General features: G+C 45.2%; 10 protein-coding genes. 6 read left to right on the forward strand and 4 right to left on the reverse strand.

What is annotated here, in order from left to right; genetic code table 11:
- Nucleotides 1–66: 66 nt before the first annotated feature.
- From dgt to HUJ21_RS01845, 4 genes are read right to left on the reverse strand one after another with little or no spacing between them, the layout of a single operon-like run.
- Nucleotides 67–1395 carry a dGTP triphosphohydrolase gene (gene dgt, locus HUJ21_RS01830; protein WP_291366847.1) on the reverse strand — a complete coding sequence of 443 codons (1329 nt, stop codon included), beginning with the start codon at nt 1393–1395 and terminating at the stop codon, nt 67–69.
- Between the two features lie 49 nt (nt 1396–1444).
- Nucleotides 1445–2866 carry an efflux transporter outer membrane subunit gene (locus HUJ21_RS01835; RefSeq protein WP_291366849.1) on the reverse strand — a complete coding sequence of 474 codons (1422 nt, stop codon included), beginning with the start codon at nt 2864–2866 and terminating at the stop codon, nt 1445–1447.
- A 12-nt stretch (nt 2867–2878) separates the two neighbouring features.
- Entirely contained in the window at nt 2879–6055 is a 3177-nt protein-coding gene (locus tag HUJ21_RS01840; protein WP_291366850.1) for an efflux RND transporter permease subunit, read from the reverse strand.
- 12 nt (nt 6056–6067) lie between these two features.
- Complete coding sequence (locus HUJ21_RS01845; RefSeq protein WP_291366851.1) at nt 6068–7213, reverse strand: efflux RND transporter periplasmic adaptor subunit; 1146 nt, start codon at nt 7211–7213, stop codon at nt 6068–6070.
- A gap of 366 nt (nt 7214–7579) precedes the next feature.
- Here HUJ21_RS01845 and HUJ21_RS01850 point away from each other — a divergent pair, with 366 nt between their 5' ends.
- The 6 genes from HUJ21_RS01850 to udk all read left to right on the forward strand — a co-directional run bounded on the left by HUJ21_RS01850 (nt 7580) and on the right by udk (nt 12483).
- Nucleotides 7580–8644, forward strand: a complete 1065-nt coding sequence (locus HUJ21_RS01850; protein WP_291366852.1) for a carbohydrate-binding family 9-like protein — start codon at nt 7580–7582, stop codon at nt 8642–8644.
- Nucleotides 8645–8711: 67 nt separating this feature from the next.
- Nucleotides 8712–9512, forward strand: coding sequence for a DUF4382 domain-containing protein (locus HUJ21_RS01855; protein WP_291366853.1), 801 nt, complete (start codon nt 8712–8714; stop codon nt 9510–9512).
- The gene (ribD, locus tag HUJ21_RS01860; RefSeq protein ID WP_291366854.1) at nt 9512–10573 is read left to right on the forward strand and encodes a bifunctional diaminohydroxyphosphoribosylaminopyrimidine deaminase/5-amino-6-(5-phosphoribosylamino)uracil reductase RibD; all 1062 of its coding nucleotides are present in this window, start codon (nt 9512–9514) and stop codon (nt 10571–10573) included. Before HUJ21_RS01855 ends, ribD begins: the two co-directional genes overlap by 1 nt.
- Nucleotides 10566–11048, forward strand: a complete 483-nt coding sequence (locus HUJ21_RS01865) for a GAF domain-containing protein (RefSeq protein WP_291366855.1) — start codon at nt 10566–10568, stop codon at nt 11046–11048. The genes ribD and HUJ21_RS01865 overlap by 8 nt, the downstream gene beginning before the upstream one ends.
- Nucleotides 11049–11194: 146 nt before the next feature.
- Nucleotides 11195–11776, forward strand: a complete 582-nt coding sequence (locus HUJ21_RS01870; RefSeq protein WP_291366856.1) for a non-canonical purine NTP diphosphatase — start codon at nt 11195–11197, stop codon at nt 11774–11776.
- An 89-nt stretch (nt 11777–11865) separates the two neighbouring features.
- Nucleotides 11866–12483 (forward strand): uridine kinase, encoded by a 618-nt coding sequence (udk, locus tag HUJ21_RS01875; RefSeq protein WP_291366857.1) that lies wholly within the window; start codon nt 11866–11868, stop codon nt 12481–12483.
- Nucleotides 12484–12615: the final 132 nt, after the last annotated feature.

Consider the following 12615-nt stretch of genomic DNA (forward strand, 5'->3'; position numbering starts at 1 on the left):
CGGTTTAAACAGCTTTAGAGGGAGTTATCCACAGGTTTTTCCACAGAGGAATTTATCCGGGGTCTTCTAATGACCTGGTAGGGCAATCCCTTTGACCCTTCGGTATAGGGACAGGGCATATTTGTCTGTCATTCCGGAAATAAAATCCAATAGCTCCCTGACGATGACGTTTGCAGCATGCTTTTCACTCAGCCTTGAAGAGGAAGGCAACAGTCTGAGGATGCTTCTGTGGTGACCCGAAAATTTATCCTTCTGGAAATGATGGGCATAGAGTGCTCCGGCGAATGTTTCCAAAAGTCCTTCCAATACCTGATAACCTGCGGCCTCTTTTTCCAGTACCGGTTGGGAGCGGTAAATCTGCTTTACAGAAAGGCTGGTAATAGCTGTAAGTGCCTTGGAAGACGGAATAATATCGGTGAGGGCCTGGTCAAAATCTCCGGTTAATAATTGCGGTTCCAGGTCCTCAAAAACCAATGTTGTCTCCTGAATCAGTTGGTTGATGGCCATGGCCCGCATAATGGCCAGTTTCTGCCTGTTGCTGCCGTACTTTTCCAATTTTTCAGGGTCAAATTTATCACCGATAATGCTGGCCAAAAGGGAAATGGTTTCCTCCTGAGAAACCAATCCAAGGGTGCAACCATCTTCCAGATCTATGATGCTGTAACAAATATCGTCTGCTGCCTCCACCAGGAAAGCAAGTGGGTGCCTAAGCCAGCTGTCCCCGGCAAGTTGGGAAATGCCCATCTTTTCTGCCAATTGTGCATAATCCTCCAAATTGCTGGTAAAAAACCCAAATTTCTTTTGGCTGCGCCGATTTTGGCCTCTGGATTTTGCCCAGGATGGTCTGGGGTATTTGGTAAATGCAGCCAGCGTTGGGGCAGAGATAAAAATACCGTTTTTTTTGTCGACCAACATGCGAAAACCCTGCGCATTTCCCTCGAAATGGGTCAGGTCTTCCCATTCCTTCTCATCGCACTGATCCCTCCACAATTGCCCCTGCGCATGAAACCTGAAAAAATCTGAAATGGCTTCCTCTCCGGCATGGCCAAAAGGGGGATTGCCGATATCATGGGCCAAAGCTGCTGCCGCAACTATCCCTCCTATATCAAATGGTTGCAATTCTTTGGCTGCCAACTCAGGGTATTTTTCCAGCAGAAACTTCCCCGCCGATTTTCCCAATGAACGGCCTACACTGGAAACTTCCAGGCTATGCGTCAGCCGCGTGTGGACAAAATCATCTTCGGGCAAAGGGAAAACCTGTGTTTTGTCCTGCAAGTTTCGAAAGGGTGCCGAAAAAATAATGCGGTCATAATCTTTTTCAAATTGGCTCCGTTGTTTGTCAGCATCAGCCGATTGTAAGCCTTCGGGCAATAGTAATTTTTCCCAGTTCATCATTTGGTGTCAAAAGTACAAAGTGAAGGGCTGGGGAAAAAGAATTTCCAGCCTAATTCCATCCGCCACCCAAAGCCCGGTACAGATCCACTACCGTCAGGAACATCTGGATTCTCGTATTGGTTTTGTTCAATTCAGCTTCCAGAACCCTGGACTGGGCCGTAATTACCTCCAGGTAGGTGGCATAGCCTCCCCTAAACAACTCATTGGATGTCGAAACGGCATTCAACAGTACAGCCGTCTCTTCATCCCGGAGGCTATACACGTTTCTTAGATTATCAATCCGCTGCAATTTGTTCATCACTTCCCGGTAACCATCCAAAATCCGTTGCTGGTAATTGTAAAGGGCCATATTATTTGAAGCTATGGCCTGGTCAAACCCTGCCTGAATCCTGTTTTGAGCAAATATGGGTGCGGTCAATCCTCCCAGCAAGCCAATGGTTAGGCCTCCTGGCATTTTCAAAGCAGCAGGAAGACTACGGTCGTTCAATCCCACATAGGGCGTAAAGCTAAAAGAAGGAAAAAATTCCTTTCTTGCCGCCTCGACATTGTAGTTGGCCGCCCGGAGTTCATGTTCCGCCTGTTGTATATCCGGTCTGCGCAGCAGCATGTCTGAGGGAATGCCCACCTCCATGCCGTAGGGCAGTTTGATTTCCAAAAGAGAAGAGGCCCTCGTGATGGGTTGGGGAAATCTACCCAACATAAAATTAAGGTAATTTTCCGTTTCAATGATTTCCTGCCGTTTCTCAAAAGCAAGACTTTTGGTAGACAGTAGCTGGGCTGAAAACTGTTGAACAGCCAACTCTGTGGCCCTGCCTGCCATTTTTTGAATCTTTATCAGCTCTAAGGCCATTTCCTGAAATTCTATGTTCCGCTCTATGGTCTCCAGCTCAATATCCATTCCCAAAAGTTCATAATACAACTTGGCAATTTCAGCGACAATATTGGTTACCAAAAGATGCCTTCCTTTTTCTGTCGCCAGAAACGCTTCAAAATTGGCTTCCTTTCTGTCCCTTAGCTTGCCCCACACGTCAATTTCCCAAGTACTTTGAAATCCGATAAAGTTGTTTTCGAGTCGGTTGACTACATTCCTGTCTCCATTTATGGTTCCTCCCAGCAAATTGGGCCGGATATCACCCGATCTGTACCGGACGATGCCATCCATGGTAGGATATATGGCTCCTTTGCTAATCCGAAATTGGGTACGGGCTATTTCAATCCTTTCCAGGGCAGTTAGCAGATCCAGGTTGTTTTCCAGACCTTCTTCAATGAGATAAACCAAATGTGGATCATTGAAAAACTCCTCCCAGGAAATGTCACCTATGCTGGACGAATCCGTTATGTCCAGAAAAGTTTCTGGCAACGGTTCCATTTCGGGTAATTGTGGTACCTCTATGCTTTTGCAGGCATACACCAGAGAAAGGGCGCAGGTTGCTGCAATAAGACGCAAATAATACTGGTTACGTAAAAACATGAATTTTTTCGTTCAATTATTCGAAAAAGATACCGGAGCCTTCTTTTCCTTAAAGACAGGCTCCGGCTCGGAACTAATTTTTTTAAAGGTAAAATGGGCAAAGATGACGTAAAGCCCGGGTATGACGATCAACCCAAAAATGGTACCGATCAACATTCCTCCTGCAGCGGCAGTACCTATGGACCTGTTACCCAGAGCACCTGCCCCTGTGGCCATGGCGAGCGGAAGCAAGCCCGCAATAAAAGCAAAGGATGTCATCAAAATGGGACGGAGCCTGGTCACGGCACCTTCTACTGCTGCCTGAATTACACCATGTCCGGCATCCCTTTTCTGAATGGCAAATTCCACAATCAAAATGGCATTTTTTCCTAAGAGCCCGATCAACATGATCAGTGCCACCTGGGCATAGATATTGTTTTGCAAACCCAGAACGTATAATGCGAAGAAGGCACCAAAAACCCCAATCGGGAGGGATAAAATCACGGGTAAAGGCAATAGAAAGCTTTCGTACTGCGCAGACAAAATAAGGTAAACAAACAGCAAGCAAATCAGGAAAATAACGATGGCCTGATTCCCGGATCCCACTTCTTCCCTGGACATGCCATACCAATCGTGGCCATATCCCTGGGGTAATTTTTCTGAGGCAATCCTTTCAATGGCAGCGATTACATCCCCACTACTATAACCAGGAGCTGCAGCTCCTTTAACAGTAGAGGAATTGTACATGTTGAAACGGGTCAACTGTTCCGGACCGTAAGCTTTCTCCATGGTAAGAAAAGAAGAAATCGGAACCATTTCTCCCACATTGTTCTTGACATGCAAATTCATCACGTCTTCCGGCCGAGCCCTGTATTGAGGCCCTGCCTGCAGCATTACATCGTACATCTGCTCAAAACGCACAAAGTCAGATACATACATACCCCCCAGTAAAACCTGCATGGTACTCATGGCTTTGGCTATGGTTACCCCATTCTTGGCAGCCATATCCTGGTCAATTTTCACCAGAAACTGAGGGAATGTAGGGTCAAAATCCGTAAAGGCATTGTTTATCTCCGGTGCTGCTTCCAGTTCTTCAATCAATTCGTTGGTGATGGTAGCCAAACGGTCGAGGTTTCCAGTACCTGTCTGGTCCAAAACCTTCATTTGAAACCCACTGGAATTTCCAAACCCAGAAACGGTAGGGGGCAAAAAGAAGTCAATTTTGGCATCTGATATGCCTTCAGTCAAAGCCCTGAATTCATCCAGTGATTGTTGAATGGGAAGATTTTTCCTTTCATCCCAGGACTTCAGGTTAACCATGGCCATCCCGTAAGATGCACCAGAAAGCCCGTTCCCTAGGGAATAACCCGCCAGGCTGGAAACAGATTCAACAGCCTCATTGCCTTCCAGGTTTTGAATCAATTCGTCCAACACCTTTTCTGTTCTTTCCACGGTAGCACCTGCCGGAGTGGTCACGTTGACATACACCATGCTTTGGTCTTCCGTGGGAATAAATCCGGTAGGAAGAATTTTACTGATCCCCCAGGTAGCCACGAAAAAACCCACCAAAATAAAAGTTGTAATGCCTCGCCTGGGGACTATATACGTAATGTATTGGTAGTATTTGCCCTCGAAGAAATGGTAGGTACGGTTAAACCAATCGAAGAAACGCTGCAAAACCGTCCGTTTTTTCTCCTGACCATAATGGTTATGAAGAAGGATGGCACACAAGGCCGGGGTGAGGGTAAGTGCATTGATACCTGAAATAAATATGGCAAAAGCCAGGGTCAGAGAAAACTGCCGGTAGAAAATTCCAACCGGTCCAGACATAAAAGCTACCGGAATAAATACGGCAGACATTACCATGGTAATGGCAATTATGGCACCACTGATTTCTTTCATAGCGGCAAAGGTGGCCGCCCTGGGCGCCAGACCTTCCTTTTCCATCTTGGCGTGGACGGCTTCCACCACTACAATGGCATTATCCACCACGATACCGATCGCAAGCACCAGAGCAAACAAGGTCAGCAGGTTTATAGAAAATCCCAACCATTGCATAAAAAACAGGGAACCAATGAGGGCTACGGGTACAGCCAATGTTGGGATCAGGGTAGATCTAAAATCCTGCAGGAAAATAAAGACAACTATAAAAACCAGAATAAATGCTTCCACCAGGGTGACCAAAACCTCCTGAATAGAGGCATCCAGAAAACGGGACACATCATAAGAAATCTTATAGTCCATTCCAGCCGGAAAAGTATTGTTTTTTATTTGCTCTACTTTCTTTTTGACATTGGCGATGACTTCACTTGCATTGGAACCCGGCCTTTGTATTACCATTACCGAGGCTGCAGGACGACCATCCATTTTAGCTATCCTCCCGTAATTCAGATTACCAAATTCAACCTCTGCAATGTCCCTGAGCCGTAATACCGAACCATCCGTATTTGCCCTGATAACCAGATTTTCGTATTGCTTGGGTTCGAAAAATTTTCCGCTGTATTTCAACACATACTGAAGCATCTGCATGTCCTTGCCAGAACTGATACCCAATTGTCCTGGAGCGGCTTCCACATTTTGATTTCTAATGGCCTCCACGACATCATCCGTAGAAACTTTGTAGGCCGTCATCCGGTCCGGTTTGAGCCAGATCCTCATGGAGTAATCCTTTGTGCTCATGATTTCAGCCAAACCTACTCCATCCACCCGCCTGAGTTCCTGCAAGACATTAAGATCCGTGAAATTATAAATAAATGCTTCATCCAGGGAAGGGTCTTCACTGGCTACATTGATATACATGAGCAAACCCTCCACCTGTTTTTCGACCGTCACGCCAGCTTTAATAGCCTCCTCAGGCAACTCGTTAACTACTGTTGAGATTCGGTTTTGAATTTCTACAGCAGCCAGGTCAGGATCGGTACCGGCTTCAAAATATACTTTAATGATTACCGTACCGCGATTACTGCTTACGGAGGTCATGTATGTCATTCCCGGCACCCCATTGATTACTTTCTCCAAGGGGGTTGCCACCGTTCTTGCTGCGACTTCGGCATTGGCTCCTCGGTATTTGGTCCTTACAGCCACTGAGGGGGGAGCAATATCTGGGAACAATTCTATAGGAAGCGTGAAAAAGGACAACAAGCCCAAAAGCACAAAAAATAGGGAAATGACCAGAGATAAAACCGGCCGCTTTATAAATAATTTAAACATGATGGATTTTACTTAAGGGGTCTGTACTACTTCGGCCACTGCATTGTCCTCCGGAATAGATTGATCTGCCTCTTCCTCAGAAGCAACAATTTTCGGCTGAATGGTCATGCCATTCTTGATGTTTTGTATGCCTTCAAAAACAAGGCTTTCCCCTGCTTCCAGACCGGATTCCACAATGTAATAATGAGAAAACCTCGCCCTTGGGATAAAACTTCTCATCTCCACCTGATTGTCATCACCCACCACATAAACAAAACTTCTGTCCTGTATTTCGAATACGGCCTTTTGGGGTATGATGATGGCGTTTCGAACACGGTTGGTCAGGATGATTTTACCTGTAGATCCATGTTTCAATATTTTGTTGGGATTAGGAAACCGTGCCCTGAAAGCAATAGAACCTGTGTTGGCATTAAACTCACCTTCCATGGTTTCGATCAATCCTTTATATGGATAAGGTGATCCGTCTGCTAAAACCAACTCTACCACATTGTTTTCAGCCGTTTCGTCCTTGGCCTTGATGTATTCCAGGTATTCACGCTCTGAAACATTGAAATAAACATGTACCGAACTTACATCGGATACCGTAGTCAGTAGACTGCCTTCATCAATCAGGCTTCCTGTTCTAAGGGGTATCCTGTCTGTAATGCCATCAAATGGGGCTCTGATTTCTGTGTAAGAAAGTTGTACCTCTGCATTGGCTTCTGCGGATTTCGCTTCTTCAATTTTGGCCATCACAGCATCATATTTGGCACGGGTAAGGTTCAATTCGGATTCCGAAATCACATTGTTATCCACCATGATCTTAAGCCGCTCCACCTCAAACTCCATTACTTTGGCCTCGGCTTTGGCACTTTCCAGGTTTGCCCTTGCTTTGGCCAGATCGGCCTTGTACTCCTGATCGTTGGTTTTGAAAAGGATTTGTCCCTTTTTAACCTGCTTTCCTTCATCCACAAACACCGTTTCAAGAAACCCTTTCACCCGTGCCCTCAATTCCACATTCTGGATGGCTTTGATATCTGCCACATAATCCCTGTGCAAAATGGTATCTTTGGCCACCACCTTTATTACCGGGAATTCTTTGATTTTCCCTGTATTACCAGCCGTTTTATTTTCCTGACTACATGAAAAAAATGCGCTGCCAAAAAAAAGAAAAATCATTATCCAATTTTTACTCAATTTACCTCTGTTCATTACCAATTCTCCTACTTAAAATACCTACATTAAAGTATCTATTCACCTATTTAAAATACTTTAAAACCAGACATATTTACTATTTTTTATTTGGGAAAGCAAGCGTAAAATTACGCATACCTGTCTTTGGTAAGATCAACGGGGAAAATCTGGTATAAACATTCCTCCTGCTTTTGCATTTCAAAAATGTTTATTCAGGTGCATTCCTGAATAATTGCTTTTAAAGTTAAATGGACGAAATGGTTTTATTTGGAAACGCATTGTCTTAAAATGAAAATATCATTTCCCATCTTGTTGTATATTTGTTTTCCTTTAATTATCGCATAGCATTATATGATTAGAATATTTACAGCCTATTTGTTTTACACCTTAACCTGTCTGTCGGCGTGGGCACAGGAAATCCCCCAACCCAGAAATTACCTGGCTTACCAGGTTCAGGATAATTTAACCATAGACGGCCTGCTGGATGAATCTGCCTGGCATAAAGCTCCCTGGTCGGATCCATTTCTGGATATTCGGGGAAAGGAATTTCCTGAACCAGTACAGGGTACCCGAATGAAAATGTTGTGGGACAAGGAAAACCTTTATATAGCCTTCCATTTGGAAGAGTCCGATCTCTGGGCCACCTACACCGAAAGGGAATCCGTTATTTTCCAGGAAAATGACATTGAAATTTTTATCGACCCAGATGGGGACACCCACCATTATTACGAAATTGAAATCAACGCATTGGGAACCCTCTGGGACTTGCTGATGACGCGTCCCTACAAAAATGGCGGCAAGCCCATCAACGGCTGGAACATCAACGATTTTCAATATGCAGTGCATCTGGAGGGTACTTTAAATGATCCTTCAGATACCGATCAATTTTGGGCCCTGGAAATGGCCATTCCCTGGAAAAGCCTCTCTCAGTCAGGACCCCGGTACAGGGCTCCAGAACCGGGTGAACCCTGGAAAATAAATTTTTCCAGGGTGCAGTGGCAAATCGAAGCTGATGGAAATGGCTATAAAAAGAAACTAAATCCCGAAACCGGCAAAACCTATCCTGAAGACAACTGGGTTTGGTCTGCCATGGGCCCGATCAACATGCATATTCCCGAACGCTGGGGGTATGTGCAATTCTCGGACATCACAGTTGGGGAGGGTACAGCTTCTTTTCAGATTCATCCCGACGAAAAAATAAAGCGCGAATTGAGAAGATTTTATGAGGCACAGCGGAAACTTTTTGCCAGCACAGGGCATTACAGTAAGGATCGCAGCGAACTGGGTGTCGAAAGTGACTTGAAAGATGTTTCCTTTGAAGTCAGCGAAAGCAGGTTTAAAATTTCTGCTCCCTCCACGATAGCGGAAAAAGGCCGGTGGTATATCACGGAAGATAGCAGGATATGGCAGGAGTAATGTAAAATGCATGGTGTGCTTTTTAAAAAATTCAGGACTACGGCATGGGAAGACAATCGTAATGGAGATGAGGAAAATAACACATTTTATTTTAGGAATAGCAATATTTTCCGGACTATTGATGGCTTGTGATAATGCTGCTTCAGAAAACCGTTCCCTGGTCAATATACTTTTGGTGGATACCCCAGGAGATTTCGAACAGGTCTGGATAGAAGTTCTGGGAGTAGAAATATTGCCTGCTGGAAGCAGGGGCAGTGCTGAAAATGCCAGTTGGATCAACTTACCCTACCAGGCTGCAAGCAATATGGTCCGGATAAGTGACCTGGTCAATGAGGAAAGGTTATTGATAGGAAGAACTGAAATACAGTCAGGCATGGTTTCAAAAATCAAACTTCTGCTGGGAAATGAATTGTACCTGATCCAGGATGAAACACGAATTGATCTGGACAAGGATTCGGATTTTGAAAATAAATTAGAAATAGACATCAATGTAAACGCCTTGCCCGGCAATTCCTACGATATTTACCTTGATTTTGACCTGGCTAGCTCGGTGGTACGCAGCAGTGGGGGCAATTACCAGCTGGACCCCAGGATCCGGGCGTTTGAGTCCGGAGTAGCTGCGGTAATCCGCGGCAGCATATTACCAAGGAATGTCAATTCGCATGTTTTTATCCGCAGTGATACCGATACCCTGACAACCCTTACCGGAGCCAACGGGGGATTTTATTTACAGGGAATTCCTCCCAATGACTATCAGATCACTATTGATGCGCCTGAAATTTACCAGGATACCGCATTTAACGTTTCGGTACAAGCAGATACCCTACTGACTATTCCAGCCATTACACTCAGACCCCAACTACCCTGATGGAATCCCGGAACCAATCCTTTTCGCAGGCTATTCCAGTTGATGAGGCCTACATGCAAAGGGCAATCGACCTTGCTTCTCTTGGTGAAGGACAGGTCAGCCCCAATCCAATGGTGGGTTGCGTGATTGTTTACCAGGATAAAATTATTGGCGAAGGCTACCACGAGCGGTATGGAGAGGCCCATGCGGAACCAAATGCCATCAAAGCCGTCAAAGATCAAAATCTGCTACAGGAATCGACGCTCTATGTTACTTTAGAACCCTGTGCACACCATGGAAAAACACCCCCATGTGCCGAATTAATTGCCAGGCATCAGTTAAAAAAAGTGGTCATCGGCGCCTTGGATTCTAACCCTTTGGTAGCCGGAAAAGGAATTTCCCTGCTGCAGGATGCCGGAATTGAAATTGTCACCGGTGTTTTGGAAAAAAAAGTAAGGCATCAAAACCGCAGGTTTTTTACCAGGATGGAAAAAAAACGACCCTACATCTTGTTAAAATGGGCACAAACACTGGACAGGTTTATTGCAAGGACGAATTACGACAGCAAATGGATCAGTTCAGTCCTCAGCCGGCAGCTGGTCCATCGCTGGCGGGCAGAGGAAGATGCCATTATGGTCGGCACGCATACCGCCCATTATGATAATCCCCGCCTGAATGTCCGGGATTGGTCAGGTAAAGATCCAATCCGGGTAGTGATCGACAGAAATCTCAGACTGTCACAGGCACTAAACCTCTTTGATGGCACCCAAAGGACGCTTATTTACAACCAAAGACAAGATAAAACCACCGGGCTAACCCAATGGATACAGGTAGATGCGCATTTTGACCTTAAGGCCCTTTTGGAAGACCTGCATCAGAAGGGAGTGCAGAGTCTGCTGGTGGAAGGAGGTGCTGCCTTGTTGCAAGACTTTATCCGGCAGGGACTGTGGGATGAAGCCAGGGTTTTTACTGGAAACCTTCGATTTGGCCTGGGCATTCCAGCTCCTGTTCTTCCGGGCTATCCCGAAATACGCCAATCTTTAGAAACTGATACTTTAGAAGTTTACATGAATCATGAGTGAAAATATTGTAGTTCCATCCCATGCCGGCAAAACCGAAAAATACGAGGCTTTGGCCCCCCAGTTAGAGGCCCTATTTTCAGGAGAGACAGATCTGATCGCCAATCTGGCCAACATGACAGCTATTTTAAAGGAGATTTTTGGCTTTTTTTGGGTGGGATTTTACCTGGTGAAAAATGAGCAGTTGGTCCTGGGGCCTTTTCAGGGTCCGCTGGCCTGTACCCGGATAGGTTATGGTAAGGGCGTCTGCGGCAAGGCATGGGAAACGATGCAAACCCAGCTAATCCCTGATGTGGAAGCTTTTCCAGGGCACATTGCCTGTAGTGCCGCCAGCCGCTCAGAAATTGTAGTGCCCCTTCTGAAATCCGGAAAGGTCATGGGGGTATTGGACATAGATTCCGATAAACTGGCAGATTTTGACCAGATTGACCAAAAATACCTGGAGAAGCTGGTCTCCCTGATCCCTGTTGAGGATTAATTTTTGCTTTTCCATCCCTGAGAACTTCCGTAAGATGGCCAAGTTCCCTGCTTCCTTTTCTTTGCCAATCCATGCCAGGTATTTTATCCGGACAAAAAAAACCGAACAATGGAGGGATTTTCAAAAAGCTCCTTTAATTTCACCCTATGAAAATTTGCTTTGCCTCCAATAATCCCAAAAAGCTGGAAGAAATCAGGGCTGCTTTGGGTGATCAATTCGAAATTGTTTCATTGGCCGATATCGGCTGCTCAGAAGAATTGCCAGAAACTGGAAATACGCTGGAGGCCAATGCCTTTCAGAAAGCCCGGTATGTAATGGATCATTATGGGGTAGACTGTTTTGCAGATGATACCGGACTGGAAGTGGAAGCCCTGGATGGGGCACCGGGTGTTTATTCGGGAAGATTTGCAGGTGAACCCAGAAGCGATGAAAGAAATGTTACCCTGCTGCTGGAAAAAATGGAGCAAAAAGAAAACCGAAAAGCGGCTTTTCGAACTGTCATTGCTCTAATTATTGACGGTAAATCCCATTCCTTTGAGGGAAAAGCAACAGGTAAAATCATCCGGCATCGTTCCGGAAGTAAGGGTTTCGGTTATGATCCGGTATTTCAGCCTGATGGTTATGAAAAAACTTTTGCGGAATTGAGCATGCCCGAAAAAAATGCCATCAGCCACAGGGGAAAAGCGGTAAGGCAACTGGCGACCTTTTTAGCAAAAAATTATGCTTAACCATAGCTGGAATACGAATCCAAATTAGGGGTTGATACAGATTATACCGTGCCCAGGGCAGGTGCGCATTATGAAATATTTATAAGTAGATGAATAAACCTTATATCATAGGCATTACCGGCGGAAGTGCCTCGGGTAAAACCCACTTTCTGGATAAATTGCTCCATGCCTTTGAGCCTGAACAGGTCTGCTTGATTTCCCAGGACAACTATTACAAGCCCAGAAACCTGCAGCCCCTGGATGAAAGAGGCATCCATAATTTTGACACCCCCCATTCCATTGATTTCGAACAGTATGCATCAGATATCCGGGATATTCAGGGCGGAAAAAGTATCACCCGGCAGGAATACACCTTTAATAACCCCAATAAGAAACCGAGAATACTGACCTTTAACCCGGCACCTGTGGTGGTGGTGGAGGGCATTTTTGTACTGTACTATCCGGAACTTGCTAACCTGCTGGATCTCAAGGTTTATATTGATGCCAAAGACCATATCAAACTAAAGAGAAGAATCGTCCGGGATAAAGTGGAGCGGGGATATGACCTGGATGATGTTTTGTACCGGTATGAGCGGCATGTGATGCCTACCTACGAAAAGTACATTGCTCCCTTTAAACATGACGCTGACCTGATCGTCCCCAATAACCATGGTTTTGAAAGGGCACTGGAGGTAATCAAAATATTTTTAAGAGAAAAAATAAAGTAGGCAGGTTAAGGAGACAGGTAAGTTTTTCTCGTGAAGCAGGTTATTTGTGGTTTACTCAGGTTCATTCTCCGCTAAAATACTGATTAGCAATCGTTTTGTTCACTTAATTTATTTACTATAACACCGCTTTTT

The organism is Cyclobacterium sp. (assembly GCF_014762705.1).
Taxonomy (GTDB): domain Bacteria; phylum Bacteroidota; class Bacteroidia; order Cytophagales; family Cyclobacteriaceae; genus Cyclobacterium.

Bases quoted from the DNA above. Each gene is read 5' to 3' on its own strand.
- dgt (WP_291366847.1), bottom strand. From the start codon at position 1,395: ATGATGAACTGGGAAAAATTACTATTGCCCGAAGGCTTACAATCGGCT.
- HUJ21_RS01835 (WP_291366849.1), bottom strand. From the start codon at position 2,866: ATGTTTTTACGTAACCAGTATTATTTGCGTCTTATTGCAGCAACCTGC.
- HUJ21_RS01840 (WP_291366850.1), bottom strand. From the start codon at position 6,055: ATGTTTAAATTATTTATAAAGCGGCCGGTTTTATCTCTGGTCATTTCC.
- HUJ21_RS01845 (WP_291366851.1), bottom strand. From the start codon at position 7,213: ATGATTTTTCTTTTTTTTGGCAGCGCATTTTTTTCATGTAGTCAGGAA.
- HUJ21_RS01850 (WP_291366852.1), top strand. From the start codon at position 7,580: ATGATTAGAATATTTACAGCCTATTTGTTTTACACCTTAACCTGTCTG.
- HUJ21_RS01855 (WP_291366853.1), top strand. From the start codon at position 8,712: ATGAGGAAAATAACACATTTTATTTTAGGAATAGCAATATTTTCCGGA.
- ribD (WP_291366854.1), top strand. From the start codon at position 9,512: ATGGAATCCCGGAACCAATCCTTTTCGCAGGCTATTCCAGTTGATGAG.
- HUJ21_RS01865 (WP_291366855.1), top strand. From the start codon at position 10,566: ATGAGTGAAAATATTGTAGTTCCATCCCATGCCGGCAAAACCGAAAAA.
- HUJ21_RS01870 (WP_291366856.1), top strand. From the start codon at position 11,195: ATGAAAATTTGCTTTGCCTCCAATAATCCCAAAAAGCTGGAAGAAATC.
- udk (WP_291366857.1), top strand. From the start codon at position 11,866: ATGAATAAACCTTATATCATAGGCATTACCGGCGGAAGTGCCTCGGGT.